This is a genomic window from Mesorhizobium sp. M1006 (genome assembly GCF_040318825.1).
Taxonomy (GTDB): domain Bacteria; phylum Pseudomonadota; class Alphaproteobacteria; order Rhizobiales; family Rhizobiaceae; genus Mesorhizobium.
On sequence record NZ_JAMYMZ010000063.1, the window covers coordinates 1 to 26,434 of the forward strand.

31 protein-coding genes and 3 pseudogenes are annotated in these 26,434 nt (G+C 63.5%); 13 read left to right on the forward strand and 21 right to left on the reverse strand.

What is annotated here, in order from left to right; genetic code table 11:
• Positions 1-197: 197 nt before the first annotated feature.
• The 8 genes and pseudogenes from NKH60_RS31115 to NKH60_RS31150 form a co-directional block, all read right to left on the reverse strand.
• Positions 198-1,361, reverse strand: a complete 1,164-nt coding sequence (locus NKH60_RS31115) for an acyltransferase family protein (RefSeq protein ID WP_352836850.1) — start codon at positions 1,359-1,361, stop codon at positions 198-200.
• 509 nt (positions 1,362-1,870) lie between these two features.
• Entirely contained in the window at positions 1,871-2,464 is a 594-nt protein-coding gene (locus NKH60_RS31120; RefSeq protein WP_352836853.1) for a hypothetical protein, read from the reverse strand.
• 438 nt (positions 2,465-2,902) lie between these two features.
• Positions 2,903-3,175 (reverse strand): annotated as a pseudogene (locus tag NKH60_RS31125) (phage terminase large subunit family protein); the annotation flags it as partial.
• A gap of 3 nt (positions 3,176-3,178) precedes the next feature.
• Entirely contained in the window at positions 3,179-4,330 is a 1,152-nt protein-coding gene (locus NKH60_RS31130; protein ID WP_352874619.1) for a methyltransferase, read from the reverse strand.
• 21 nt (positions 4,331-4,351) lie between these two features.
• Positions 4,352-5,107, reverse strand: coding sequence for a phage terminase large subunit family protein (locus NKH60_RS31135; RefSeq protein WP_502907799.1), 756 nt, complete (start codon positions 5,105-5,107; stop codon positions 4,352-4,354).
• A 330-nt stretch (positions 5,108-5,437) separates the two neighbouring features.
• A pseudogene (locus NKH60_RS31140) lies at positions 5,438-6,067 on the reverse strand (terminase large subunit domain-containing protein); the annotation flags it as partial.
• Positions 6,033-6,437, reverse strand: coding sequence for a hypothetical protein (locus NKH60_RS31145; protein ID WP_352874620.1), 405 nt, complete (start codon positions 6,435-6,437; stop codon positions 6,033-6,035). The pseudogene NKH60_RS31140 and the gene NKH60_RS31145, both read right to left, overlap by 35 nt.
• A gap of 3 nt (positions 6,438-6,440) precedes the next feature.
• On the reverse strand, positions 6,441-6,845 hold the full coding sequence (locus tag NKH60_RS31150) for a hypothetical protein (protein ID WP_352770646.1): 405 nt from the start codon (positions 6,843-6,845) through the stop codon (positions 6,441-6,443).
• A 374-nt stretch (positions 6,846-7,219) separates the two neighbouring features.
• Between NKH60_RS31150 and NKH60_RS31155 the strand changes: the two genes are divergently transcribed.
• The gene (locus NKH60_RS31155) at positions 7,220-8,047 is read left to right on the forward strand and encodes a class I SAM-dependent methyltransferase (RefSeq protein WP_352472084.1); all 828 of its coding nucleotides are present in this window, start codon (positions 7,220-7,222) and stop codon (positions 8,045-8,047) included.
• 292 nt (positions 8,048-8,339) lie between these two features.
• Complete coding sequence (locus NKH60_RS31160; RefSeq protein WP_352472199.1) at positions 8,340-8,645, forward strand: hypothetical protein; 306 nt, start codon at positions 8,340-8,342, stop codon at positions 8,643-8,645.
• 39 nt (positions 8,646-8,684) lie between these two features.
• Here the strand turns inward: NKH60_RS31160 and NKH60_RS31165 are convergent, their stop codons facing one another.
• Positions 8,685-9,116, reverse strand: coding sequence for a DoxX family protein (locus NKH60_RS31165; protein ID WP_352836861.1), 432 nt, complete (start codon positions 9,114-9,116; stop codon positions 8,685-8,687).
• Positions 9,117-9,384: 268 nt separating this feature from the next.
• Positions 9,385-10,137, reverse strand: a complete 753-nt coding sequence (locus tag NKH60_RS31170; protein ID WP_352836863.1) for a tryptophan 2,3-dioxygenase family protein — start codon at positions 10,135-10,137, stop codon at positions 9,385-9,387.
• Positions 10,138-10,294: 157 nt separating this feature from the next.
• Here NKH60_RS31170 and NKH60_RS31175 point away from each other — a divergent pair, with 157 nt between their 5' ends.
• Entirely contained in the window at positions 10,295-10,771 is a 477-nt protein-coding gene (locus tag NKH60_RS31175) for an Lrp/AsnC family transcriptional regulator (RefSeq protein ID WP_502897310.1), read from the forward strand.
• A gap of 5 nt (positions 10,772-10,776) precedes the next feature.
• Here the strand turns inward: NKH60_RS31175 and NKH60_RS31180 are convergent, their stop codons facing one another.
• Positions 10,777-11,250, reverse strand: a complete 474-nt coding sequence (locus tag NKH60_RS31180) for an Lrp/AsnC family transcriptional regulator (RefSeq protein WP_352472087.1) — start codon at positions 11,248-11,250, stop codon at positions 10,777-10,779.
• A gap of 112 nt (positions 11,251-11,362) precedes the next feature.
• On the opposite strand from NKH60_RS31180, the gene NKH60_RS31185 reads away from it, so the two are divergent.
• Positions 11,363-11,929: an RBBP9/YdeN family alpha/beta hydrolase gene (locus NKH60_RS31185; RefSeq protein ID WP_352836866.1), complete on the forward strand. Its 567-nt coding sequence runs from the start codon at positions 11,363-11,365 to the stop codon at positions 11,927-11,929.
• 52 nt (positions 11,930-11,981) lie between these two features.
• Here NKH60_RS31185 and NKH60_RS31190 read toward each other — a convergent pair whose 3' ends face one another.
• A complete protein-coding gene (locus tag NKH60_RS31190) occupies positions 11,982-12,941 on the reverse strand; it encodes a prohibitin family protein (RefSeq protein ID WP_352465360.1) in 960 nt (319 codons plus the stop codon).
• 226 nt (positions 12,942-13,167) lie between these two features.
• Here NKH60_RS31190 and NKH60_RS31195 point away from each other — a divergent pair, with 226 nt between their 5' ends.
• The 5 genes and pseudogenes from NKH60_RS31195 (at position 13,168) to NKH60_RS31215 (ending at position 15,085) form a co-directional block, all read left to right on the forward strand.
• Complete coding sequence (locus tag NKH60_RS31195; RefSeq protein WP_352773097.1) at positions 13,168-13,527, forward strand: hypothetical protein; 360 nt, start codon at positions 13,168-13,170, stop codon at positions 13,525-13,527.
• Positions 13,524-13,831 (forward strand): annotated as a pseudogene (locus NKH60_RS31200) (hypothetical protein). Before NKH60_RS31195 ends, NKH60_RS31200 begins: the two are co-directional and overlap by 4 nt.
• 11 nt (positions 13,832-13,842) lie before the next feature.
• Complete coding sequence (locus tag NKH60_RS31205; RefSeq protein WP_023675702.1) at positions 13,843-14,025, forward strand: DUF3606 domain-containing protein; 183 nt, start codon at positions 13,843-13,845, stop codon at positions 14,023-14,025.
• A 209-nt stretch (positions 14,026-14,234) separates the two neighbouring features.
• Positions 14,235-14,432, forward strand: coding sequence for a hypothetical protein (locus NKH60_RS31210; RefSeq protein ID WP_352472094.1), 198 nt, complete (start codon positions 14,235-14,237; stop codon positions 14,430-14,432).
• Between the two features lie 41 nt (positions 14,433-14,473).
• A complete protein-coding gene (locus tag NKH60_RS31215) occupies positions 14,474-15,085 on the forward strand; it encodes a hypothetical protein (protein WP_352472095.1) in 612 nt (203 codons plus the stop codon).
• 15 nt (positions 15,086-15,100) lie between these two features.
• Here NKH60_RS31215 and NKH60_RS31220 read toward each other — a convergent pair whose 3' ends face one another.
• Positions 15,101-16,006: a S1C family serine protease gene (locus NKH60_RS31220; protein WP_023675699.1), complete on the reverse strand. Its 906-nt coding sequence runs from the start codon at positions 16,004-16,006 to the stop codon at positions 15,101-15,103.
• On the opposite strand from NKH60_RS31220, the gene NKH60_RS31225 reads away from it, so the two are divergent.
• Positions 16,005-16,211 (forward strand): hypothetical protein, encoded by a 207-nt coding sequence (locus NKH60_RS31225; protein WP_352836870.1) that lies wholly within the window; start codon positions 16,005-16,007, stop codon positions 16,209-16,211. The two genes, NKH60_RS31220 and NKH60_RS31225, sit on opposite strands and share 2 nt — an antisense overlap.
• Before the next feature lie 43 nt (positions 16,212-16,254).
• Positions 16,255-17,142, forward strand: coding sequence for a glutathione-dependent disulfide-bond oxidoreductase (gene yghU / locus NKH60_RS31230; RefSeq protein ID WP_352453698.1), 888 nt, complete (start codon positions 16,255-16,257; stop codon positions 17,140-17,142).
• A gap of 219 nt (positions 17,143-17,361) precedes the next feature.
• Here the strand turns inward: yghU and NKH60_RS31235 are convergent, their stop codons facing one another.
• The 3 genes from NKH60_RS31235 to NKH60_RS31245 form a co-directional block, all read right to left on the reverse strand.
• On the reverse strand, positions 17,362-18,186 hold the full coding sequence (locus NKH60_RS31235; protein ID WP_352490956.1) for a hypothetical protein: 825 nt from the start codon (positions 18,184-18,186) through the stop codon (positions 17,362-17,364).
• A 325-nt stretch (positions 18,187-18,511) separates the two neighbouring features.
• Positions 18,512-18,766, reverse strand: a complete 255-nt coding sequence (locus NKH60_RS31240) for an exopolysaccharide production repressor protein (RefSeq protein WP_352472098.1) — start codon at positions 18,764-18,766, stop codon at positions 18,512-18,514.
• Between the two features lie 195 nt (positions 18,767-18,961).
• Positions 18,962-20,083, reverse strand: coding sequence for a KamA family radical SAM protein (locus NKH60_RS31245; RefSeq protein WP_502898643.1), 1,122 nt, complete (start codon positions 20,081-20,083; stop codon positions 18,962-18,964).
• A 491-nt stretch (positions 20,084-20,574) separates the two neighbouring features.
• Here NKH60_RS31245 and NKH60_RS31250 point away from each other — a divergent pair, with 491 nt between their 5' ends.
• Positions 20,575-21,006: an SAM-dependent methyltransferase gene (locus tag NKH60_RS31250; RefSeq protein ID WP_023675692.1), complete on the forward strand. Its 432-nt coding sequence runs from the start codon at positions 20,575-20,577 to the stop codon at positions 21,004-21,006.
• Between the two features lie 61 nt (positions 21,007-21,067).
• On the opposite strand, the gene NKH60_RS31255 is transcribed toward NKH60_RS31250, so the two are convergent.
• From NKH60_RS31255 to NKH60_RS31265, 3 genes are all read right to left on the reverse strand, one after another.
• Positions 21,068-22,690, reverse strand: coding sequence for an ABC-F family ATP-binding cassette domain-containing protein (locus tag NKH60_RS31255; protein WP_352836876.1), 1,623 nt, complete (start codon positions 22,688-22,690; stop codon positions 21,068-21,070).
• Positions 22,691-22,851: 161 nt separating this feature from the next.
• Complete coding sequence (locus tag NKH60_RS31260; protein ID WP_352472102.1) at positions 22,852-23,403, reverse strand: isochorismatase family protein; 552 nt, start codon at positions 23,401-23,403, stop codon at positions 22,852-22,854.
• Between the two features lie 361 nt (positions 23,404-23,764).
• Entirely contained in the window at positions 23,765-24,064 is a 300-nt protein-coding gene (locus NKH60_RS31265; protein ID WP_352501204.1) for a WD40 repeat domain-containing protein, read from the reverse strand.
• Between the two features lie 153 nt (positions 24,065-24,217).
• Here NKH60_RS31265 and NKH60_RS31270 point away from each other — a divergent pair, with 153 nt between their 5' ends.
• On the forward strand, positions 24,218-24,682 hold the full coding sequence (locus tag NKH60_RS31270) for a GFA family protein (protein ID WP_352836879.1): 465 nt from the start codon (positions 24,218-24,220) through the stop codon (positions 24,680-24,682).
• A gap of 39 nt (positions 24,683-24,721) precedes the next feature.
• On the opposite strand, the gene NKH60_RS31275 is transcribed toward NKH60_RS31270, so the two are convergent.
• A complete protein-coding gene (locus tag NKH60_RS31275; RefSeq protein WP_352874624.1) occupies positions 24,722-25,492 on the reverse strand; it encodes an exodeoxyribonuclease III in 771 nt (256 codons plus the stop codon).
• A 9-nt stretch (positions 25,493-25,501) separates the two neighbouring features.
• Positions 25,502-26,146 (reverse strand): alpha/beta hydrolase family protein, encoded by a 645-nt coding sequence (locus NKH60_RS31280; protein WP_352836883.1) that lies wholly within the window; start codon positions 26,144-26,146, stop codon positions 25,502-25,504.
• Positions 26,147-26,434: the final 288 nt, after the last annotated feature.

Below are 26,434 nucleotides of genomic sequence, written 5' to 3' on the forward strand. Positions count from 1 at the left end.
AGTTCCCATCAGCCATCGCATCAAGAAATGCGCCTGGAACGACGACTATCTCATCAATGCCATCACTCATATGCGATAGCCCTGCACTTGAGGGGGAGATGTCCGGTAGGACAGAGGGGCTCGTCTCGCGTGGATCGGCGACCCCCTCTGTCGCCTTCGGCGACATCTCCCCCTCAAGGGGGGAGATTGGAAGCGCCTTATTCCGCCGGCGTCGTCTCCAGCGCAGCCTTGCGCCCAAAGCGCTGCACCACGAAACGGCCCATCTTCTGGCCGGGTACTTCGATCAGCGTGTAGGTGATCCAGGACAGCAGGCACACCACCGGCAAGACGACGACGGTGACGATCGCAAAGCGCAGCGGCGCCGACAATTCGTGGCCGAACTGGGTGATGACCAGAGCCGCGACCGGCTGGAGAACCAGCAGATGGATCAAATAGATGCTGAAGGAAAGCTCACCCATCAAATGAAAGAACCTGTTGGCGAGCGTCATGGCGATCTTTCTGGCCACGATGCCCATCGTTCCCGGCAGCATCCGGTAGAGAACCAGGGCAAAGAACCCCAGGACGAGCGCTTCCCGCATCAACAGCTTGCTCAGCCCATAGCCGCCGCCGAAGGGCAGCGCCGCCAGCAGCATGGCCAGTGCCAGATGCACGAAAGGCCGCTTCTGCCTTTGATGGACGACGCCCGCCAGCAGCATCCCGCACAGGAAAATCTGCATCTTCAACGGCAGGAACGACGGCATCGGAAAGTGGACCGACAATTGTCCCATCAAGAACACGATCGCGCTGCCGATCGCCGCGACCAGCATGGCCGCCCATAGCCAGTCAAGCCTGCGCACCAGCAGCATAATGGCCGGGAACAGCGCATAGAACTGCATCTCCAAGCCCAGGCTCCAATCGGGCAGCGGCGTGCGATAGGCGAAATTCGGCACCAGGCCGAACAGGAACAGCAGATGGGCGCCGATATTCTTCAGGCCGCTGTCGAGATAACGCTCGGGCGCCTGCGGCGACCGCAGCAGGAACTCGTCGATGATCATTCTCGACCCGTAGAGATAGGGGCCAAGCGCCAGGGCAACGAACAGCATGACGTAGAACAGCGGCGCTATCCTGAAATAGCGGCGGGTCCAGAATTTCAGCCAGGTTTCCGGCCTTTGCCAGGGCTCCTTGTCCTGGCGCAGCTGGTAGTGGAACACCATCAGGAAGCCGGACAGCATGATGAACAGATCGACGCCGAGGTCCGGTTCGCCAAGAATAGGAATCTGCCAGCCGGTCAACAACAAGCAGTGTCCGATGAGCACCCAGATCGCGGCAAGCGCCCGAAGCCCGTCCAGGCACTCGATGCGCGATGACCGGGCTTCTGTCATGCCGAACTCCTCGGTAGCCATGTTGCAATGCAGCATGGCGGCTGAGGGAGGAATGTCAACCGTGCGGAAGGAACACGATTTGCGCTCGGCTGTTACGGAAAACGCGGAACACCGCAGGGCAATTGTAGAGGCATGCACTTGAACACCCCCCTCTGTCCTGCCGGACATCTCCCCCTCAAGTGGGGAGATTGGCTGTCATCACGGTCTTCGCCAATTTTCGAGGGATGCAGAAAAGGCGCTGTCCTCCAAGCTGCCAATCTCCCCACTTGAGGGGGAGATGTCCGGCAGGACAGAGGGGGGCGCGAAGGATCGCGGCTTACGCGATCCCGGCAGGCAAGCTCCCGTCTATCTCTTCTTCAACCTTGCATGCCGGCGCCAGTACCACCAAGCGAGCACGCGGTTGCGGAACACTCTTCTCATGGCGCCCATGTCACACCCCCAGCAGCACGCGGCGCTGGCCGGTGAGCTCACTGGGCGACAGATCGGTCTTCACCGTGCCGGCAGTGCCGTCATTGGCCGCAAGCTGGGCCCGCAAGGCGGCTTCGCGCGCCTGTACGTCCTTGTCGGCAATGGTCGGTGTCGGTGGCAACGGCTTCAGCGCCGGCGGCTTTTGAAAAAGGCACATGGTTTTCTCCAAAGTGAGAGGCTCTTGTCCAGTCGTAGAGCAGAAAATCCTCGCCGTTCCGGCCATAGCCCGGCAGGCGGCAGCGTTGCGTCGCGCCCAGCCGGGCAAGCCAGCGCAGCGCTAGTTGATTGGCCGCCAAGGCGCGGGCCTCGACACGCCAGGCGCCGCGCGCGGCAACTTCAGGCCCGAGCACGGCATGAAAGAATTCCGTAATCCCAGGGACGCAGCGCCTCATGCGGCGCGTGCCCCAGCTCCAGGCGATCCACAGCCCGCTGCGCTGCTCGGCAGCGCCGAAGCCGGCCTCCGGATTGCCGTCGAGCTCGGCGACATAGGCAAACCCCTGCAGCGCCGTCAGCGCCAGCAGCGCCGGCGACCAGTGGTCGAACTGGCAATCGATCTCGGCCCGGTCCTCGAGCCGGAGGTTGGCAGCGATGTAGGAGAGGTCGCGCAAAGTGGCGGGAATGATGCGGAGGATCATGTTGGGTCACTTTCCGGCACGCTGCGAAGCGGAGAGCCCTAGGGAAACGAGGCGCCAAGCTAGATTGACTCTCTTTGCCGTCTGGATTTCCTTGGCCTGTGACTTGTGGATGTACCTATGGGAACAAGCGCATGACTTGTAGTAACTGCGCGCCGATCGAGGAGACCCGTACGATCTTTAGCACCGGTCGTCTCGCGGCGGCGATCACGATGGCCAAAGAGGCCATACGCGACGGTATTCTGCAGGAAGTACCGGGTGGTCCTATGTCGAGTGTCATCCCGTTTTCGGATCTCAACCCGGATGGACCATGGGACGATCTGCTTCGTTACCGCTTTCGGTGCACGACCTGCGCACAGGTTTTCTTGCTCTCCGCAGAGACCTATCATGGCAGCGGCGGCGAATGGGCTAAGGAGCCCGGCTAAGCTTTTCGGCGCTTCCTCACCGAAACGCCCCCAGCGGATCGGCCTGCCCGGCCTTTCGCCGCGCGGCCTTGAACACCGCCGGGTCGACTGCCGCCTCCCTCAGCATCATCACGCTGTAGCGTGTCGCCGCCATCAATTCGTCGCGCAGCTTCACCACCTGGCCGTCCCTGCGGTGATAGAGCCGGAACTCCTCGAACTTGAAGCGGCCGCTCTGCATGCGGTCGAGCATCTCCATCAGCCCGGCCTCGACCGATACCGAACCGTCGGCGAACTGCGCGCGGGTGCCGAGCCTCTACTTGTAAGCCACTGCTGCGCTTGCAGGTCCCGCCAACGGAATAATCTGGCAGCGACTAAACCCTGCCTCTTTGCACCACTCGGTGAACTGGGCGCTGGTGAAGTCAAACGCCTCGCCAAATTCGATCAGCATGTTCAGCGACATCATGAGACCGAAGCCGTTTTGCCTGCGTTCATCGTCGATGATGTTCTCGATGGCGACCAGCGCGCCGCCGGTCGGCAATGCACGATAGGCCTTGGCGATCAGCATTTTCTTGTTCTCGAGATTCCAGTCGTGAAGGATCATTCCCATCGTGATGATGTCCGCCTTGGGGAATTCGTCCGCGAAGAAGTCGATCGCCTCGGCGATGACCCGGCCGCCGAGATTGCGCTCCCTCAAGCGCCGTTCGGCGATCGGCTGCACATCGGCGAGATCGCACGTCCGGCATTGCATGTGCGGATGCCGCGCCGCGACGATGGCCGAAAGCTGCCCGGTTGCGCCGCCTATATCGGCCAGCGTCTTATAGTTGGAAAAGTCGAATTTCTCGGCAAACGCCGTGAAATTGCCCATGGAGATGCCGCTCATCGCGTCCATGAACTGCTCCAGGCGCGCCGGGTCCGCATAGAGCTCGCCGAACATCGACTTGCCTGTCTCCTTGATCTCGTTTTGAGGCTTTCCGGTTTGCAATGCCGGTGTGAGATCGCCCCAGAACCGATACAGTCGTGCGTTCGCCATCTCAAGGATTCCACCGATGTATTGGGGGCTCCGCTTGACCAGGAACAGCGCGGTTGATGGCGTATTGCCGTATTTGCCGGTTTCACCGGCGCCGTCCCTCTGCAGCAATCCGAGCGCGACGAGGGTGTCGAGAAAATCATACGTTGCGCGCGGATGCAGCCCCATCGCGCCTTGCAGTTCGAGGCCCGTTTTGGGGCCGTCCGCAAGCAGCGAGAAGAGTCCCAGTTCCACGGCGCTCAACAATGTCTTGGCTGGCCAGAACCCAAAGCCAATTTGCAGTATGTGGTCTGGAGAAATTCCGTTTTGCATCTGATCCTCCCTATCGGCGAATGCCCCCGTGAGGCCACGCCGATGCGTCCCTTGAGCGGGATCATTCGATGCTACACCACGTCCACGGACGTTCACTACAGTTTTCCAATCGGAGCCGGAGCGCATTGCCTGCCTCCCCGATTTTCCTCACCGAAACGCCCCCAGCGGATCGGCTTGCCCGGCCTTCCGCCGCGCCGCCTTGAACACCGCCGGGTCGACCTGCGCTTCTCTCAGCATCATCACGCCATACCGCGTCGCCGCCATCAAATCATCGCGCAGCTTCACCACCTGGCCGTCCCTGCGGTGATAGAGCCGGAACTCCTCGAACCACGGCAAAAGCGTCGCAAACACCTTGAAGCGGCCGCTCTGCATGCGGTCGAGCATGTCCATCAGCCCGGCCTCGACCGATACCGAACCGTCGGCGAACTGCGCATGGCCGGCGAGCATGTTCAGCCCATGTGCGGAATATTGCTTCGCCAGTGCGGTGCCGGCACCTTCCAGCGTCTCGCGGCGGCCGTCGCGCGGCCATGCCCATGGCAGCCAATCGCCCCACGGTTTCAAGGTCACCGCCTGCATGGCCGGAGTTTGCTGCGAAGCCCGGCAGGCCTTTGTGACATAGACGACATCGGCCTCCGTATCCCAGGCGAGCTCGACAGCCGCCGAGGGATGGTCCCAGCCGAAATCGAGGGCACCCAGCCGCGGCCAATAGCGCGGCAGCGGGAACGGTTCGCAGGCGATCAGCTCCTCGGCCACCGGAAAGATGCGGCCGGAGCCGAGCACCGGAATGCCTTTTGCCCTGGCTTCCCGCTCATGCGCCGGATAGGCGGCAACGATCTCGGCGCGCTGCTGCGGCGTATAGTGCTCGGCATCGTCGATGGTCATGAAGGTGACGTGACGGGTCATTGTGCGCCCTCGCGGCATTGAATCGTAGTGGCAGGCGCTGGACGGATGATGTTGTTTGACAAGGAACTTTCCGATGGCGGGACAGCGCCCCTCTCTGTCCTGCCGGACATCTCCCCCACGAGGGGGGAGATCGGATGCCACTCCAGCTTTCGCCAACCTCCAACGTCGACTGCAAAGCGCGGCCGGTGAAATTGCCAATCTCGCCCCTCGTGGGGGAGATGTCCGGCAGGACAGAGGGGGGCGCGAAGGAACGCAACGGATGAGAGGAGCGAATGCTTCTTTCCTGAACTTGCCTCACCCCCTCCCCATCCCTCCAACCTCCTCCGCCGACAAGAACAACAGCACCACATCGCTCATGCCGAGCAGCGGCGTGAAAGTGACGATGGTGATGCCGCCGGTGGCGTTGGTACGGGTCAGCCCTTCGGAATAGATGTCGAGCGGCGGCTCCTCGTCGAACCAGACGCCGTGCAGCGTTTCGCCCTGCCATTTCTCGCGGCCCTTCTCGTAGCTCTTGAACGACAACACCGATTCACCGGCCTGGACATCGCCGCCGCCGCCCCAGCGCACCACGACGCTGTCGAGCGCGCCCGGCGCCCGTCCCGCCATCGTGCTGACGAGGGCGTCGGCCGGGATCATGCCGGTGCCCCAGGCCGCCTGCTGCTGCGGCGGGCCGATCAGGATGCGCTGCGGGTTGTCGCGCGTGCTTTCGCCGGTGACGCCGGCCGCCCACATCCGAACCGGACAATCGAAAACCTTGCCTTGCCACCAATCTGGATAGCGGCCGGTGAGGTGCATCGCCCATTCGGCGCCGCCGGCCCTGGTCTTGCCGAGCTGGTTGCCGGCCATGAACAGGCGCTCGCGATTGGTCGCGCCGGCGGCGTGGAACTCGGCCTGTCGGGGATAAGGCCGATAGGCGGCAAGCTGGTTAGTGCGGCGCCTGCGGTCCAGCTCCGCCAGCAGGCTGAGATATTCCGTCCTTGCCGCCCGGCTGTGCGAGGCCTTTTGCGAAGCCCGGCTTCTCGAGGAACGGCCTGAGGACGGCTTCGAGGCCGCGGATGCGCTGCCTGATTTCGTCATCGCTCAATGCATCCAGATTGTTGATGTTGACACTAATATCCTTGGGCAGCACCGACAGCACGAGCTTCAGGTACTGGTCGGGCTTTTCGGCGCGCACCTCGGCGATGACGCCGGCGCCATGGGCGCGAAAATCGGCGCGGATCGCTTCGAGAAAGCCGTCGGCCAGCGTCTTCTTCGGCCGCCTGGTTCGGCCGGGCTTGCCGGGTGCTTGATCGTGCGGCTGGGGATCGCCGGCGGAAGGAGCCTTGGCCATGCCCTACTCCGCCGTCCCGGCGGACATCGGCTTCTTGTTGCCTGGCCGCACGATGCGCTTGCGCGGCCTGGCCTTCTTGCCGGCGAGTGCCGACTTCGGCTTCCGCGGCTGGCTTGCGGGTTTCGCATCAGTCGTCGTGCCGGGCTTCATCGCACCGGCGTCAGGCAAGGCGTTCAGCCTTGCCCTGAGAATTGCCACCGCGTTGCCGTCGAGTGCTTCCGACGGGAAGCCGAAGCCGCCGACCGCATCGACGGTACCGCCGCGCACCATGCCGATCCGCACGCCGGCGGCGACCTGCTCGAAGCGGCCATGGCGTGCGTAGGGTGCGGCGCCGGCAAACTCGCCAATGGCGCTAACGACCTCGCGGCCGTCATCGTCGGTGATGATGGTGGCGTAACGGTTGGACATGGGGTGTTCTCTGAAATGGGCGCACGGGCGCGTTGGGAAATCTATGGACGATAGGTGATTGCGGACCGGGATAGTCGGTCGCGTTCATTCGCGCCGACATACCTCGGCAGCACACGCAACATTCGGTCGAACAGGAGCCCGAAATGAAAAACCCGCCTCGACGGGCGGGTCGTTGGAGCCAATTGGCACTATACCCAAATTAGTAGCATAGCTGCCGGCACAAAGCAAGAACAAAATGTGGCGCGGTGGCAGAAAAATGCGCTGCCGACCTCGCATCCCCGTCGGTGAACGGATGGAAAGAGGGGCGAAAAAGGCGGGGCATTGCGTGAGACTTGCGTTGATGGGATGGTGGTTGCGCTTGAGGGGAACGCGTCATGGGCAATGTCACCAGTCACTACGGCAGCGAGGGCAGCGACGGCATCGTCGATCGCATATTGGCCGCGATCCCGGACGCCGACCCGGCCGGCAAACTCGCGGCCGCGCAACTCTATCCGTTCGATCAGTTCCATGGCCGCGAACTGACCGCCACGCAGGAGCATGCGGCCCGTCTTGCTCCTTCGCCGACAGATCGAATCCTGGATATCGGCAGCGGCATTGGCGGGCCGGCAAGGTTTCTGGCCTCGGCCTATGGCTGCGAGGTCGACGGCATCGACCTGACACCAGCCTTTGTCGCCGCGTCGAGCCGACTGACCGCACTCAGCGGACTGGCAGACAAAGTTCGCTTCCATCAGGCCGACGCAACGAAACTGCCTTTTGGCGACAGCACCTTCGATGCGGCGATCTGCTTCTATGTGGGCATGAACATCGAGAACAAAGCCGCGGTCATCGACGAGGCCTGGCGCGTGCTGAAACCGCGAGGCAGGCTGATCTGGACCGAAGCCGTGCTCGCCGGCGGCGAGCCCTACTATCCCATGCCCTGGGCGGTTTCTGCGGCGACCAGCCACCTCGCCGATCGGGAAAAATTGAAAACCCTGTTTGTCGATGCCGGATTTCGCATCGACGAAATCGTCGACGAAACCGGCGAACATGTTGAGCTGGCGCTGAAGAGGGCCAATTCCGGCATCGTGCCCTCGCCGGCGCAGCAGCAGGCAAATGAAGTCGTCATGGGCGCGGAATTCCTGCAGCGCCGCCGCAACTATATCCGAAGCCTGAGTGACGGAAAGCTCGCCTCGCTCGCCGTGATCGTCTCCAAACCGGCCTGAAAACAAAAACCCGCCTCGGCGGGCGGGTCGTTGGAGCCAATTAGCACCATACCCAAATTAGTAGCATAGCTGCCGGCACAAAGCAAGAACAAAATGTGGCGCGCCGACAAAAAACCGAATTTCTCTTCGGCGCCTCGCGTTGCCCGCCAGCCACTTTGTGGGCGCGAACGCAGCATCGGCAATTGGCGCTTCCTCCATTTGCCGAGGCATCTCACCGGCCGACGAGCAGCCGCAGCCGCGGATCAGAACAGGCATTCGCGCGTTTGAACCCCAGCCAATGGGAGCAAAAGCCATGAACGTCGCCAATCTGCAACTCGAAGGCCTGCTGATGGCCATCGCATCGATCAATCAGGTCCTGGTCCGCAAGGGCGTGGTCTCCGTCGAGGAGATAGACATCGCCTTGCGCAAGGCCGAAGCCAGCGAGACCAACGAGGAAAGGTCCGAAGGCATGTCGGCGTCGAGCCGCGATGCCGTCAACTTCCCGATCCGGTTGCTGGAGTTGGCCAATCAATGTCAGCCGGAGACGGACATGCCGTCCTTCTCGAAACTGGCGCGCATGGTCGGTCAGATCAAGGAACCTTACAACGACCAGATGTGACGCGGCGACCGAGGATGACCGCCGCAGCAAGCTTTGGCATCACCCCCTGCCAAGCCTCAGCGCCAGGACGCGGCCCGGCCCGTGCACGGCGGCAAACAGCAGCCCGGCCAGGAAGGTGAAGTGATCGACGAAGAAGCCGAACTCCGCCTGGTTGCCGGCCCAGTGCGACGGCCCGTGGAAGGCAAAGCCGAGGAACAGCACATAGGCGCCGGCGACGAGTGCTGCCCATGAGAAGAAGGCGCCGGTCAAGAAGCATAGAACGAGGACGACCTCGAGCAGGGCTGCGCACCAGGCCAGGAACAGCGGGAATGGAAACCCGGCCGCCGCGATATAGCCGGCGGTGGCGCCGATATCGACGAATTTGAAGATCACGGCCATCAGGAAGACGGCGGCAAAGATCAGGCGGGCGATAAGGATTGCCGCGGTCTGCCACGGCGACTGAACGGATGATTGAGCGGTTTCCAAGGTCATGATGTCCTCCCAGAGTTGCGATGGTTGTGCCCCAAGGACGCACCACCAGCCGCAAGCCCGACATCATCCCCCGAAAAACCTGAGAGATACAAGCGCCGGCACCAAAGTGGCGCCTTCCCTTCTCCCCTTGTGGGAGAAGGTGTCGCCGAAGGCGACGGATGAGGGGTGCTCCAGCTTGGCGCCGGCGGCACTCCGTCCAACACCCCTCATCCGTCTCGGCGCTGCGCGCCGATCCACCTTCTCCCACAAGGGGAGAAGGAAGGTTGTACTACCCCACCTTGACCCCCGGCTTGCTGATCGGCTCGCGTACCGTTCCATACTGGCTGCCCCAGCGGTCGGTCATCGCCCAGCGTATGTCCCAGAGTTCCGGGAAGAAGCGGTGGCGGGCGCCGGCTTCCAGCAATTCGACCGGCCGGCCCTTCAGCGATTTCGCGCCGAGGCCGATCGTGCGGTGGATGAGATAGAGGTGGTTGGCACGGAATTTCTGGAACAGCTCGTCGAACTCGATCAGCGCTTCGGCAACGACATAGCTGTCGCCGTGATCGTAGCCGGTATCGTAGACATCCTCGACCGAAAGGCCGCGGTCGTCGAGGTACGACGCCTTGAAGGCCCGCCACAGATCGGGCGGCAGACGCAGCAGCTGCTTGAAACCCGGCGATTCCTGACCGCTGCCATTGCCGAGCTGCAGCCGGATCTGCTGGTACTCCTTGGGCGACATGGTTTCGAGCAGGTCGAGCTGCGCCGTCATCAGCCGGATCAGCCGATGCACGCGCCCCATCAGCGTGACGATGCGATGCGTGTCCTGCTTTTCCAGGAAATCAACGACATCGACCAGCGTATAGGCGATGAGCTTCATCCACAGCTCCTCGACCTGATGAACGATCTGGAACTGCAGCTCGTCGGCATTGACCATCTCGGCCAGCGGCTTCTGGCAGGCAAGCAGCCTGTCGCATTTGAGGTAGACGCCATAGTCGCGCATCTCAGGCGTTTCGATGCGGGCATAATAATCCTGCTTGTCCATGGCCATGCTCCCTGCCCCGGCCGTTGGGCCGCAGGCGCTTGTTGGATCCCGGTCCCTCGAGTCTAATCGCTTTCTTGCCGAACATTGTCCCTTTCTGTTATTCGATTGGCGGGAAACGAAGGACGAAAATTATCGCTGAAGCAGATTGGAAGAACGAATGATGCTGGATGCGGTCGACCGGAAGATCGTCGCGGCGCTCGAACGCGAGGCCCGCATCTCCTTTGCCGCGCTCGCCGATGAGGTCGGCTTGAGCAAGACGCCGTGCTGGAAGCGGGTCAAGGCGCTTGAGGATGCCGGCGTCATCCGCGGCTACTCGACCCGGATCGACCCGGCCAAGCTCGGCTTCGGCATCGAAGCCTTTATCCAGGTGTCGATCGATTTCGAACTGTCGGACGCCTTCGAGGCGGCAGTGCAGAAGCATCCGCTGATCCGCCGCTGCCACGCCACGACTGGGGAGGCCGACTATCTCCTGCAGATCGTCACCGTCGACATGATGGCGCTCGACAGGATGCTGCGCGAGGAGCTCAGCCGGCTGCCCGGCGTGCGGCGCACGATCACCTCGATGGCGATGCGCGAGATCAAGGGCGGCATCTCGTTCGCCAATGCCGTCGGGCATACGCAGACCAAGCGTTAGACCGGTCAGGCCCTGGTCATCAATTCGCGTCCCAGCCGCTTCGGTTGCTCGGCGCGCAGAACCACATTTGTCGTCACCGTGCCGTACCGGCCGATGCTGTCGACGATGCTTTCAAGATCGGGCGGTGACGGGACCACGACCTTGACCAGAAAACAATCCTCGCCGGTCACCCGCAGCACCTCGACCACCTCCGGCAATTGGGCGAACTTCTTCAGGCAGGCCTGGATATGCTCATGCGTGGTGCGCAGGCGGATGACCGCCATGGTGCCGAGCCCGAGCGCTGCCGAATTGATCACCGCCTTGTAACCGGTGATGACCCCGCGCTCCTCCAGCCGCTTCACCCGTTCCGAGGTGGCGGGCTGGGACAGTCCGACGCGGCGGCCAAGCTCGGAGATGCCGATGCGGCCATCCTCCTGCATGATCTCAATGATCGCCAGATCGGTGGGGTCGAGCCTTGGCCGATAATCGCCGTTCCGCATGATCGCCCTTTAATCCATCGGATTTCGTCGCTGCTTTCCGATGATCTCTCATTCCGCCACCTGGGAGAAGACCTAGAATTGCACGCGCTGCATCAGGAAAGAAGGGCTTCGCATGACCGACTTCATCATTGTGCCGGGCATCGGCGGATCGGGCAAAGCCCACTGGCAGACACGTTGGCAGCAGGCAAACCCGGCGATGCGGCGGTTCAACCCGGCGAGTTGGGACGCGCCGGACCTCGACGACTGGGTGGCTGCGCTGGAAACCGCTGTATGCCAGGCAAGGACACCGCCGGTGCTCGTCGCCCATAGCCTCGGCTGTCTGCTCGTCGTACACTGGCAGCGGATCTCCCGCCGCTCTATCGGCGGCGCGTTGCTGGTCGCGGTTCCGGACCCTGCGTCGCCGGCCTTCCCCTCCTCCGCCCGGGCCTTCGCCGACGCACCGCAACAACGGCTTCGCTTTCCGTCGCTGATTGTCGCCAGCACCAACGATCCCTACGGCTCGCTGGACTATGCCAGGGCGAAATCCGAGCGATGGGGCAGCGATCTCCATGTCGCCGGACCGCTTGGCCACATCAATGGCGACAGCGGGCTCGGCGACTGGCCGGCGGGAATGGAGCTGCTGACAGCTTTTCTAGGTCAAACGCAGGCAATCGCCCGAGGCGCCGTGCTTCAGCCGTAACCGCACCAGGACGGCTATCGCGCCGGCGCCCTGATCTGGCTTGCGCCGCGCCTCAGTTCGATGCTGCGGCAGGCGTGCTGAGTTCGAGGAACGGTACGGTCGAGCCCGGGATCATCGACTTCGGCAATTCGCCGTTCCACCTCTCCGCCTTGGTCAGTTCGACCAGCAGCGGATTGTTGGCGATTGCGGCGGCGCGAGCCTTGATGGCGCCCGCGGTCGCATCGCCTTCGACCCTGGTCTTGTAGGCGCTGGCCTCGGCTTCGGCCTTGACGCTGTCGGCGCGGCCCTTGGCCTGGGTGACGGCGATATCGGCCTTGATCTTTTCCTGCTGCAGGTTCTGTTCCTGCTTCTGCACCTCGACCTGCGCCGTCATCCTGGCTTCGACCGCCTGCTCGTAGGCATCGGAGAAGTCGATGTTCTCGACCTGCACGCTGTCGATCATCACCGGCCCGTCGGTTACCGCCGCGATGGCCTCGGCGACGTCCTTGTTGAACTTCGCCCGGTTCTGGATAACCGACACCGCGTCGTACTGGCCGAACACCGTCTTGATCTCCTGCGGTGCCTTCCTGGCAATGACACGGTCGGCCAGTGCCTCGATCGATCCATAATTGGTGTAGACGTTGCTGACTTCGGCGGCCGGCACGTGGAAATTGACGGTGACGCGCATGTCGGCCGGCTGCTGGTCGCGCGAATAGGCCTGCATGGCCGGCAGGCCGCTGCAATCGTTCTGGTTCTCGCAGCCCCATTTGAGCACCTGCTGGCGCAGGCTGATCTTCTCGACACGCTGTAACCACGGCAGCTTGAAATGCAGTCCGGGATCAACGACCGAACTCAGCGCTCCGTTGGTCAAGAGCACGCCGCGGTCGCCCTGATCGATCGTGTACCAGGATCCAAACAGCGCAAAGACGCCGAGCGCCACGATGACAAGTGCGATCAGGCCGGAACCGATCGACCCCGATGCCATCCCCGGCTTGCCCTGCGGACGGCTTGAATTGCCTTGCGTTTCGGTCATCACCCCACCCCAACCTGATTGCCCGTGCTGCTTTTGCCCACAATAGTGGCGGCATTGCAATCCTCTGGATATGGAAAGACCTTCGGGGCAGCCGGCCGGACCGGCGGGTGGTTCAGGGTGGCTAGCCGATTTCCCCTGCAGCCGCGGCTGCGGGCTGGGACGCGTTGCCTGGCGTCTGCTTCTGCCGTCCGGCATCGGTTCTGCGCTTCGGGCAATCCTCGTAGTCGTGGTCGCAGATTGCGAAGGCTTGCGCACCGGCAAGGTCGATTTCGCCACGGAACCGCTGCCGCCGCATGAAAGTTATCTGCTCATTGCAACGGGAGCACAGGACATGGCCGACGACCCGAACCGCTACGAGACCGGAGCGAGGAAATATCCGGCAAAGACGAGCCCCGACGCGGCCGACGAATTTTCGCAGGATGCGGCCGGCAACAAGCCACCTCCCGGCGGCATGGGATTGACCAGGCCGGCTGACGATTTCGATGACAGGACCCTGCATTCGGAGGGCCAGAACCCGCCGCGCGCAGCGATCCGGCCAGACGGCAAGGCCACCGCCAAGAAGCCCGGCAAGGACGCAAGACGATGAACGTCGCCAATCTTCAGCTCGAAGGATTGATGATGGCGATCGCGGCCGTCAAGACGCGCTGGTCCACAAGGGCCTGCTGTCGGTCGACGAGGTCGACATGGCGTTGCGCCGGGCCGAGGCGGCGATGACCAGCGAGGAGCGTCTCTATGAAGACATGTCGCCATCCAACCGCGACGCCGTCTGCTTTCCGCTCAGGCTGCTGCAGGCGGCCAACAATGCCCAGGGTGAAACCGGCGTACCGTCCTTTGCCGAACTGGCCAGGATGGTCGGCCGGACTAAGGAGCCCTATAACGACCAGATGTGATGGAGGACGCCATGGCCGACGACAAATCCAAGACCAAGCAGGATCGCAAACTGGTCTCAGGCGAAGAGCCTTACGAGGTCGCTGCCTTTGCCCGCAAATACGGCATACCGCAAAGCGAGGCCGCGACCATCATCAAGCGCTACGGCCCCTCGAGGAGGAAGCTCGACGCGCATATGGCGAGCCGCAACGCCTGATCCAATTCTAGCGGTGGCCGCCGTTCACGCCGGAAGCGTCCCTGCCCTGCCGCCTTGTCGAGAGTATCGGCACCGTCAGCCGTGACCTGTCGGGTTCGCCCCTGTGGGGATTCAACGCCTGGTTTTGACAGCCGCGGAATACTCTCGCGGCGCAACAACTCATTTACCTCGACGCTGTACCAGTCCGATGAGCAAAGCCGGGGGGTCGGATGCAGGAACAATTATTGCGCTACGAATGTGTCATGGAGCCGAACGGCCGATGGATGGTGTGGGACATCGTTCACGATCTGCCGGCGCAATTTTCGCAAATCGCGCTGATCGGCCTGAGCCGTCGTGAAGCGGTTTCGCTCTGCCGGCTGCTCAACGAGACGAGCCGTTCCGAGACGCGGCAGAGCCGGGCCTCCTGAGAAGCATGCTCTCAGGCCTGCCCAAGCGCGAGGGGATCTACATGCGATCGACAATATTCGGTCTGGTCCTGCTGCTGCCGGCCGCCGCCCTGGCAGAACCGATCGAGACGCAGAAGATCATCACGGCGGCGACCGGCGACTGGAACAGCGACGGCGCCGCCGATCTGGCGATGATCGTGGAGACCGAGCCCGGCCATCCCATGGACATGTATTTTTTCCTCAAGGATCGCGATGGCGATTTTCTAAAACCTGCCGGGGTCGTGCATGAACAGATTTACGGCGAATGGAAGGATTATGACCGGCCGGGCCCCGCCACATCCGACACCGAGCCCGAACTCACCGCGCTCCCCAACGGTTCGATCAAGCTCTATGTTCCGGCGATGGAGATCGGCAGCGAGCGGACCAATAAGACGCTGACGCTCGCCTGGCGCAACGGCACGTTCGTCGTCGCCGGTTTTGCCTACGATTATTGGGATTACATGGACGACAATGTTGCCGGCGACTGCGACTACAATGTGCTGACCGGCAAGGGCAAAAGCAGCAAGAAGCTGGCGGACGGCAGCACCAGGCAAGCGACCGTATCGGTCGAAGGCAAGGTCATCCCATTTGCGGAATGGACCCCGGGCACTGGCTTCAGCGCTTGCGGAGAGTGAGAGGTTTCAGTTGCCTCACTGCAGCGGCGGCTTCCACAGCAGGCTGTTGCGATCGGCGGACTTGACGCGCAGCCAGGTTTCGCGGCCATCGCGCAGCACCCGGAGCGGGATCTCGGCACCCGCCGGGCCGCTCTTCCAAAGCTTGCGATAAAAATCGGCAAGCCCATCGACCGCCGTGTCGCGGACATCCGAGATGACATCGCCTTGGCGAAGGCCCGCCTGGGCGGCTGGACCGCCCTCGGCGACGCTCATCACCACGACCTTGCCGTCGCTCTCGGCCGAGAAGGCGCCGAGCCACGGCCGCGGCGGCCTGGCGACCTGCCCGCGCGTCAGCAGATCGTCGAGGATGGGCGGCAGAAGATCGATCGGCACCACCATGTTGATGTCGGCGACCTCGCCGTTGCGGCTCATCTGCAGGCGCAGTGAACCGATGCCGAGCAGCCTGCCATCCGCGCCGATGAGGCCGGCGCCGCCCCATGAGGGGTGAGCCGGCGCCGTGAAGATCGCCTCGTCGAGCAGATATTCCCAATAGCCGGCGAATTCCTGCTTGGTGACGATCCGCGCCCGCACGGAGCGGCCGACGCCGTCGGCGAGCACGACGGGATCGCCGATCTTGGCCCTGGACGCATCGCCGAGCGCAATGGCGGGCAGCCCGAGCGGCGCCAGCGCCTGCACCAGGCCGAAGCCCGACTCCTGGTCGTAGGCGAGCGCATGGGCGGGAACGACGCGCCCGTCCTGGTCGGCCAGCCAGACCTCCTCGGCCTCGGTGATGAGATAGCCGATGGTGAGTACCAGCCCGTCGCCGCGGATGACCACGCCACTGCCCTCGCGGCGGGTGCCAAGTGTATTTGCCGTGAAGGCGTCCTCTGGCACGGTGGCGCGGACGGCCACGATGGATCGCAAAAGGGGTTCGATATTCATGCTTTGGTTCCTGGCAATGTTCGCAGCTGATATGGGCTATAAGTATGGCGCAGGTGATCAGGCGCAAGAGGTGGCGCCGGCTTTGGCGTGGACCGGCGCCGCGCCGTTCGCGCCGGGGTTTTGCAACAGCGCCGGCAGCCCTATCTGTACCTACGGCTATCCCAAGCTGCCCTATGCAAAGTTCCTCCGCCATTGCCCACGTTGATATCTGATATCCTCCCAACCCAACCCTTCCAAAGGCCTCCCAAATGAACGACTACGCAACGGACCAATACACGCCGCCAAAAGTCTGGACCTGGAACAAGGCAAATGGCGGCGCTTTCGCCAGCATCAACCGGCCGATCGCGGGCCCGACGCACGACAAGAAACTGCCGGTCGGCAAGCATCCGCTGCAGCTTTATTCGCTGGCGACACCGAACGGCGTCAAGGTGACGATCATGCTGGAGGAACTTCTGGCGCTCGGCCACAGCGGCGCCGAATACGACGCCTGGCTTATCAGGATCAACGACGGCGACCAGTTCGGCAGCGGCTTCGTCGAGGTCAACCCCAACTCGAAGATCCCGGCCATGATGGATCGCAGTGGGAAAAAGCCGGTCCGCATCTTCGAATCCGGCTCGATCCTGCTCTACCTCGCCGAAAAATTCGGCGAATTCCTGCCGACGGAGCAGCCGGCTCGCGCCGAGACGCTGTCATGGCTGTTCTGGCAGATGGGCTCGGCGCCCTATCTCGGTGGCGGCTTCGGCCATTTCTACGCCTATGCGCCGACGAAGATCGAATATGCCATCGACCGCTTCGCCATGGAAACCAAGCGGCAGATGGACGTGCTCGACCGACGCCTCGCCGAAAGCGAGTATTTAGGCGGCAGCGACTATACGATTGCCGACATTGCGGTGTGGCCCTGGTATGGCGGGCTGGCCAAGGGCCGTATGTATGACGATTCCGGCGAGTTCCTGCAGGTGGAGCAGTACAAGAACGTGCAGCGCTGGGCCGACGCCATCGACGCGCGGCCGGCGGTCAAGCGCGGCCGCATGGTCAACCGCACCTTCGGCGAGCCTTCGATGCAGCTGCACGAGCGCCATGACGCCAGCGATTTCGAGACCAAGACGCAAGACAAGCTCGCGGCGGCCAAAAGCTAAGCGGACGACTGAAACTGCTGATCTCCCCCCACAATGGGCAGGGCTATTGCAGATGGAAAGCCGAGGCTTTCGCTCTACGATGGACCCCCACCCCTAACCCCTCCCCACAAGGGGGAGGGAGACTTCCGTTGGCGCTGACCTCGGCAAATTGCCTGCCTTTCGGCGCCAAAAGGGGAAGTAAGGGCGCGCGGCAGCATTCCCTCCCCCTTGTGGGGAGGGTTAGGGTGGGGGTCCATCTTCGTAAGAATCCAAATGCGATTGCCCTGCCACAAGGGGGGAGATCGGCAGCTTCGGCCGACTGCTCAAGCTCGCCTTCACCGCCGCCATCCACAGCCGGTCGATGTTGGCCAGGAATTTCTCGTCGAGCTTTTCGAGGTGCTTCCAGTACATGCCGTCCTCGAAGAAATAGCCGAGTTCCTTCTCGATCCTGTCGGCCTCCTCCGCCTGATCGAGCCGCAGGCCGGCAAGCATCTCGGCCTTCATTTCCGAAAGCCGCGAGGAAGAAAGCGCGCCGACTTCATCGAGCGTCAGCCGCGGGAAGACCAGCCGGCTGCGCGGCAGGTCGGATAGGTTGACGCACAGGCAGCCGCGCCGAAGCGCATGGATGAGCAGGCGGGCCGACTTCGCCTCGAGGTTGCGCAGGGTGACGTCGTTGCGCAGCGGATCGGCGCGGCCGACGCCGTAAAAATGCGTGTTGCCGGGCTGGTCGTAAATCATGTCGCAGCCAAGGAATGCCAGCACGTCCGGCTTCTGACTGTGGATCGTCCAGTAGGCCGCCGTCATCGACATGGTGCCCCCGGCATAGACGAAGCCGCCAAAGCTGTTTTGCGCCGGCACGTAATGCGAGGCGCTGAAGATCTGCGCCTGCTGCAGGGGACCGCCTTGCGGCATCCGCTCCGCCGGGAAATCGCCGGCATGGACCAGGAAATCCCAGTCGGGCCGCACGCGCCAGGCGTTGTTGATGGCGACGATCTTGCCGAAGGCCTGCTTGGGCCAGGCGGCGCAACGCACGACATCGGGGGCGCTGCCGATCAGCAAGATCACGTTTGGCGTTCCGTCGATCACCACAACCCTCTCGACCGGCCGAAATGCATCTCGATGCCGCCCGGGTGAACGGCTTTATAGCCTCAACCGCCCATCGAAAACACCAGCCGGATTTAGGCTGCATCAACGAAAGGGAGCTTGCCAGCCGGTTGTAAAATGTGGCCTTAGGCACAGTCGTACAAGCAGCAGGCAGGTTTTCCCGCTAGCCCAAAAACGACGATATGAGTTGGGCGATATATATTAGTTGGCTAAACTAGCGGAACGTCCAACGCACATTCCCAGAACCGAACATGTCCTGTCTAGACCATGATATCTATATGGGACATTACTGCATAAGCTGAATGCGACCTCGACGGTTCGGCGGCACAGCCCTCAGACGCCGCGGCTTTGCCGCCGCGCCTTTCGCCCCGGATCCGTAGATCAACCGGACGACGAACAGGAAATATCCAACCTGCATGACGATCAAGGTCAAGATCGTCCAGGCCAGCGTCTTCCAGATTGAACCCGTCGCAAAGTAAGTCGAGATCGCCACGATGGACGATGTGGTGGTCAGCCCCACCAGGAACTGTGGAAAGTTCATGACTTTTCTGCGCCGCCCCGAAACTCGCAACAGCCGGGACGAACTCCCCTAACCCATTACCCCGGGCCAACGTTTTCACTATTTTAGCAATTGCGCAAGCACCAAATAGAACAGCAGTTAACGCATGCTTCCGTGATGAAGGGCTGCATGTCAGGTCACCAAGGTGGGCTGGCTTGGACAGCGGCTGCGCGTCCCCTACTCCCCAGCAACCTCCCTATACGCCCTCACCGCCCCATCAAGCCCACGTATTCGCCACGTCTCCCCTTCGCGCGCCTCGAGATAGGACGGGCCGAGCGGGACTTTCCCTCCGCCGTCCGGCAGGTCCAGCACGTAGACGGGATTGCAGATGCCCGACAGGCGCGCACGCAAGGCGCTGACCAGCGCCTGGCCCGCGGCGATCGTGGTGCGCCGGTGCGCCATGCCGCGCACGAGATCGCCGTGGTGCAGGTAATAGGGTTTGACGCCAAGGCGATACATCAGCTCGCGGCACAGCTCTTCCAGCACCTCGACCGTATCGTTCACGCCTTTCAGCAGAACGCTCTGGTTCAGCAGCACGAAGCCGCCCTGCCGCAACGTGCGGCAGGCCCGCTCGGTCGCCTCCGTGATTTCGCGTGGATGGTTGAAATGGGTGACGACAGTGACTATCAGCCGGCCCTGCAAGGCTTGAATCAACCCGCCGGTGACGCGCGACGGCAGCGCGACGGGTACGCGAGTGTGGATGCGCAACAGCCGCACATGCTGGATCGCCTCGACACGGGCGCGGATTTCCGCCAGCGCCCTGTCCGGCAGCGACAGCGGGTCGCCGCCGGTCAGGATCACCTCGCGGATTTCCGGATGGGCCGCGATATAGGCGAAGGCCGGCTCCAGCGCCTCGCGCGAAAAACCCCGGCCGATCGAGGTCAGCTGCTCCTTGCGAAAGCAGAACCGGCAATAGACCGCGCATTGATAGGTCGGGAACAACAGAACCCGGTCGGCATGTCGATGCGTCAATCTAGGCACGGGACTGAAGGCGTGGTCGGCGATCGGATCGTCGAGTTCGCCCTCCTGCTCTGCCAGTTCGTCGGGCGACGGGATGACCTGAAGCCGTATCGGATCGGCGGGGTCGTTCCAGTCGATCAGGTCGAGATAGGCCTTGGGAATGCGAACCTTGTGGCGCGTGGCCGCGGCTTTGGCCGCCGCCCGCTCGGCTGGCGACAGCGGCAGCGAATCCAGATCGCCTACCTGCCGCACGCCCTCGCGAACATCGTCCCGCCATGCGGCATCCGCCTCGCGAGCGCGCCGGTCATCGGCTGCCACGCCGGCCGCATCGACCGCCATGCTGGCGTCGGGGATGTCGGGATGTGAGGTCATCGCAGGCTCCTTGAATTTCGGGCCGGGGTACAGCATTGAAGCCAGGACTTGAAGGCAATAAGCGGTGTTTGGCCGGATTGGAGGGCGCGGCAGGAAGCCACAACCGGCCATGATCAGAACAATCGTCCAACATCGCTGACGCAAAACATTAGCTTGCTCTTATATTAGCTTGAGCGTATACACATAAACGGCCGGTGATCTACCCCCCAACCGGTTAGGCTCGGCGCCAGTTCCCTCCCTACCCCTCAGGTCAACGACGCCGGGCCGCTCGGGCCCGCCCGGTCGCCCGCGGTCGAGACCGGATCGTCGGCCTCTTCGATGTCGATCATGCCCCCTGCTCAAGCAGCACCCAGCTGAACATGCCAGCTGAACACATCGGCGATGCCCGCGTCTCTCGGCCTTCCCGTCGCCGGCCGCGGTCGCTAATCTCGGATTGTGAAAAAGCTGGAGAACAGCGTATGGCGAACGACTTGTCGCCAAGGCTTTTGGAGATCGTCAATGCGCTGCCTTTGCGGCAGGGCATGCGAGTGCTGGAGATCGGCTGCGGACCGGGTGCTGCAGCGCGCGAGATCGCGCGCCGGATCGGCGGCGGGCACGTGCTGGCGATCGACCGCTCAGCCAAGGCCATCGCGCAGGCCGGGGCCGCCTCGCGCGCCGAGATTGCGGCAGGCCGGCTGAGCCTTCGCCAGATCGCCATCGAGGATTTCGAGTTGGAGGCCGATGAGAAGCACTTCGACATTGCCGTTGCGGTGCGCGTCGGCGCGCTGGACGGGCGTCATCCCGAAGCAGGAAAAATTGCCCTGCGACGGCTCAAGGCGGCGTTGACCGCGCAAGGCCGGCTGTTCATCGACGGCGGCGATCCGCTGCGCGAAATTGCGATACATGGCTGAGCACCTCGTGCTTGGCCCCCGGAATCGAGCGTCTACGTGACCGTGCGCGGCAGAGCCGGCCTCAGCTCCGCAACCCCGGCGCCTCCTGCCCGGTGCGCTCGACATATTCGGTATAGCCGCCGCCATAGGTGTGGATGCCCTCGGGCGTCAGTTCCAGCACCCGGTTCGACAGCGCCGCCAGGAAATGGCGGTCGTGCGAGACGAACAGCATGGTTCCCTCGTACTGCGAAAGTGCCGTGATCAGCATCTCCTTGGTGGCGATGTCGAGGTGGTTGGTCGGCTCGTCCAGCACCAGCAAATTGGGCGGATCGAACAGCATCAGCGCCATCACCAGCCGCGCCTTCTCGCCGCCCGACAGCACGCGGCATTTCTTCTCGATCTCGTCGCCGGAAAAGCCGAAGCAGCCGGCCAGCGCCCTGAGCGGCGCCTGGCCGGCCTGCGGAAACGCATCTTCCAGCGTCTGGAACACGGTGCGCTCGCCCTCCAGCACTTCCATGGCGTGCTGGGCGAAATAGCCCATCTTGACGCTGGGCCCGCGCGCCACCGTGCCATTGTCCGGCTCGGAAGCGCCAGCGACCAGCTTCAGCAGCGTCGACTTGCCGGCGCCGTTGATGCCCATGATGCACCAGCGCTCGCGGCGGCGCACCTGAAAATCCAATCCCTCGTAGATCGAGCGGCTGCCATAGCCCTTGTGCACGTTCTTCAGCGTCACCACGTCCTCGCCGCAGCGCGGCGCCGGCTGGAAGTCGAACGATACCTTCTGGCGGCGCTTGGGCGGCTCGACCCGGTCGATCTTGTCCAGCTTCTTCACCCGGCTCTGTACCTGGGCGGCATGCGAGGCACGCGCCTTGAAGCGCTCGATGAAGGCGATCTCCTTGGCCAGCATCGCCTGCTGGCGCTCGAACTGCGCCTGCTGCTGCCTGTCGGCAATCGCCCGCTGCTGCTGGTAGAATTCGTAGTTGCCGGAGTAAGCAGTCAGCGAACCGCCGTCGATCTCGACCACCTTGTTGACGATGCGGTTCATGAACTCGCGGTCGTGCGAGGTCATCAGCAGCGCGCCGTCATAGTTCTTCAGGAACTGCTCCAGCCAGATCAGGCTTTCCAGGTCGAGATGGTTGCTCGGCTCGTCGAGCAGCATGGCGTCGGGCCGCATCAAAAGGATCCTGGCCAGTGCCACGCGCATTTTCCAGCCGCCGGACAGCTTGCCGACGTCGCCGTCCATCATCTCCTGGCTGAAGCCGAGGCCGTCCAGCACCTCGCGCGCCCGGCCATCCAGCGCGTAGCCGTCGAGCTCCTCGAAGCGGTGCTGCGCCTCGCCGTAGCGGGCGATGATCTCGTCCATCTGGTCGGCCTGGTCAGGGTCGCCCATGGCGTGCTCGAGCTCGCGCATCTCGGCCGCCACTTCGCTGACCGGTCCGGCGCCGTCCATCACTTCGGCCACCGCACTGCGGCCTTCCATGTCGCCGACATCCTGGCTGAAATAGCCGATGGTGACGCCGCGATCGACCGAGACCTGGCCTTCGTCGGGCTGCTCCTCGCCGTTGATCATGCGAAACAGCGTCGTCTTGCCGGCGCCGTTAGGCCCGACCAGCCCGACCTTCTCGCCCTTCTGCAACGCGGCGGAGGCTTCGATGAAGACGATCTGCCTGCCGTTCTGCTTGCTGATGCTTTCGAGACGAATCATGGTTTTCCGGGGAAGGCCAAAGGAGAGTTCCTGCGCCAATACGCGATAGACCGCGCCGGCGGAAGCCCGCAGTAGTGAGGCGCCCCGCGCCAAATTGTCTGAACCCGCCAGTTGCTTCCCGGCTGGATCAGGCTTTGACGGCGTAGGGATGAGCCGGCGGATCAGCTATCGGTCAGGGCTTTTGTCGTCGCCAGCTTGACCCCGGCGGCGGCAAATGCCGCATTGTGCCGGGCGATGATCTCCGCGGCGGTCTCGCTGGCCGCGTCGAGCGTGCTGTGGGCGTCGGAAACCACGGTGACGCCCAGGCCCGCTGCAAAGGCGCCCTTCACCGTGGCCGCCACGCAGAAATCGGTCTGCGCGCCGATCAGAACGACCTCGCCGGCGCCCTGCCCGGCCACCCATTCTGCAAGGGCGGCATTGCTGAACGCATCGCCGACACACTTGGCGAAAGTCGGCTCGTCCTCGGCCTGGCCGAGCGCCGGCCACACCGGCCAGCCCGGCTCACCCGGCGCCAGAGGATCGCCCTGCGGCCCGTCATGCCTGATGAAGGCGACTTTGCGCCCGCTGCGCCGCGCCCATTCGATCAGCGCGCGGGTGCGGGCAACGATGCCGTCGGCATCATGGATCGGCGGTTCGGCAACACCGTCGAACATGCCGGTCTGAAGGTCAATCACGATGAGCGGCGCAGCGGCCGCGGGGCTGGTCTCTGACATGGACGCGAGCATAGCGTGGGTGGTAGGCGGGTCAAGTATACGCGCCGAAGCCGACGCTGGAGCTGCTGATCTCCCCCTCGTGGGGCAGGGCTATCGCAGGTGGAAAGCCGAGGCTTTCGCTCTACGATGGACCCCACCCCTAACCCCTCCCCACAAGGGGGAGGGAGACTTCCGTTGGCACTGACCTCGGCAAATTGCCTGCCTTTCGGCGCCAAAGGGGAAGTAAGGGCGCGCGGCAGCATTCCCTCCCCCTTGTGGGGAGGGTTAGGGTGGGGGTCCATCTTCGCAAGAATCCAAATGCGATTGCCCAGCGCAACAGTGGGGTGTCCAAGCCCCGGCGACGAAATTGGATATCCCGCAATCAATCCGGCGCCCCGGCGAAAAGCACCATCCTATCGGCGCCGCCAGCCGGCCAGTCCCTGATGCTGCGGTCGTAGCCGCCGGTCAGCACCGTGCCGCCCGCGGCAAAGGCAACCGCATAGATCGGGCCGGACTGGCTGTCGAACATGGCGAGCTGGTTGCCGGTCTGCCGGCGGTGAAACTGAGGCCGTTCGGCACCTCGCGAGCACGCCTCGCCCAGCGCCAGATACGCCTCGATGAAGCAAGCCGTGCCGATCACGATCATGAGGGCTGCAAGCAGCCTGTCAGCAAACCTGTTCATCTATCCGCTCTGCAATGATGGCGCTCGGCGCCTGGCTGTCGGTGATGGCTCAAGTCCACCCCAGCCCTTCGGCAGCAGCCGCAGGCATCGCCGCGTTTGCCGGGAGGCCGGTCGCGCGCTAGATCGCTGGCAGAGGCTAAGGCGAGGCCAGCAATGGACGATTGGAAGCTCCCTTGGGACGGCGGTTGCCTGTGCGCCGGAATACGCTTTCGCATCAGCGCCCCGCCCTTGCTGACGATGGCGTGTCACTGCGCCGGCTGCCAGAAGCTGAGCGCCAGCGCGTATTCCCTGACCATCGCCGTGCCCAGCGACGGTTTCGCCGTCACCCAGGGCGAGCCGGTGGTCGGCGGCCTGCACGGCCCGCACCGGCAGCTCTATTGCCCGCATTGCAAGAACTGGATGTTCACGCGCCCGCATGGCCTGGACTTTTTCGTCAACGTTCGTGCGACCATGCTGGACCAGCACCAATGGTACGTGCCTTTCGTCGAAGTCTTCACGTCGGAAAAGCTGCCCTGGGCTTCGACCGCCGCTAGCCACAGTTTCGCTACGCAGCCCGACCTCGAGGGATACGCCCCTCTGATCGAGGCGTTCGCCCGCGAAGCGGCGCGGCCAACTTGACTGGTTGCCGCCCGGAAAGGCGGCGCCAGCCTCCGTGCCTCACTTCAACCCCACCCAGACCGGCGCATGATCGCTGGCGCCGGTCTCGCCGCGCACGTCGCGGTCGATGCCCGCCGCTACCAGCCGGCGCGACAGCTTCTTACTGAGCAAGATATGGTCGAGGCGCAGGCCGGCATCGCGCGGCCAGCGGTTGCGGCGATAGTCCCAGAATGTGTAGAGCGTCTCGTTCGGGTGCTTCTTGCGCAGCGCGTCAAGCCAGCCCTGGTCGAGCAGCCGCTGGAACGATGCGCGGCTTTCCGGCTGGACCAGCGCGTTGTCGTCATAGGAGCGGGTCGGGTAAATGTCGCGCGGCTCGGGCACGATGTTGTAGTCGCCGGCCAGCACCACCGGCAGGCCGGTGTCGAGCAACTGCGCCGCATGCGCCTCCAGCCTTTCGTGCCAGTTGAGCTTGTACTGGAATTTCGGGCCGGGCTGCGGATTGCCGTTCGGCGCGTAGAGGCAGGCGACGACGATGCCGTTGACCGCAGCTTCGATGTAGCGCGCCTGCTGATCGCTATCGTCGCCGGGCAGCGCCTCGCGGGTCAGAACGGGTTCTGCGCCACGCGAAAGGATGGCGACGCCGTTCCAGGTCGGCTGCCCGACCCAAACCGCGCCGTAGCCGGCCGCCGCCAGCGCAGTGCGCGGAAACTGCGTCTGTCTCGCCTTGAGCTCCTGCAGGCAGGCGATGTCGGGTTTGGCGGCGGCCAGCCATGCGAGCAGGTTCGGCAGCCGGCTGTTGATGTTGTTGACGTTGAAGGTGGCGATCTTCATCGGCCTGCTTCAGCGCACGATGCGTTCGGTCCACGCCTTCACCGCATCAGCGAGCGTCTTCAGATGATCGGCGGTGGAGAAGCCGGAGATATTTTTGCGCGGCTTCAGATCATGGTCGCCGTCTTCCAGCCAGAAGATCTCGATTGCGTCGGACAGTGCATAGTTCGCGACCTCGTCTTTGGTCCCGAACTCGTCGCGCGTGCCCTGGAAGATCAATGTCGGCGTCTTGAGATCGGCGAGGTGTTTTGTCCGAAGCTGCGTCGGTTTGCCCGGTGGATGGAAGGGATAGCCGAGACAAAGCAGGCCCGAGATCTCGCCATTCGAAAACATCTCGTCGGCGATCATCGAAGCGACGCGTCCGCCCATCGACTTGCCGCCGATGATCAGCGGACCCTTCACGCCCTTCGCCCGGAGGTCGGCGATCGCCTTGACGTATTCCGGGTTAACCGTCTCGGCGCGCGGCGGCGGCTTGCGGTGGCCGTAGCGGCGAGCCGCCATGTAGTGGAATTCAAAGCGCGCGACGCGGAAGCCGGCCTCGGCCAGCGCTTTTGCCGTGGCTGTCAGCGAGGGGGAGTCCATAGGAGCGCCTGCGCCATGGGCGAGCAGGACCGTGATGGCGGCGGTGTCGGGGCCGTCGAAGAGGAAGGTTGTCATGGGGACTCCAACGCTGGTGACCCCTTCTCCCCTTGTGGGAGAAGGTGACCGAGCGAAGCTCGGTCGGATGAGGGGTGTTCCAGGGAACGCCGACGCCTCATTTCTTCCAACACCCCTCAACCGTCTCGGCGCTGCGCGCCGATCCACCTTCTCCCACAAGGAGGGCTTTGCATGAAGGGTGTGCTTAACCTGATTGGCCTACTGGGCGTCTAAGGCCTCGCCCTGTCGCCCTGGCGCGGCATCGACCGGCATCATTGGCCCGATCGGCTCGATTTTGGACGCACTCCT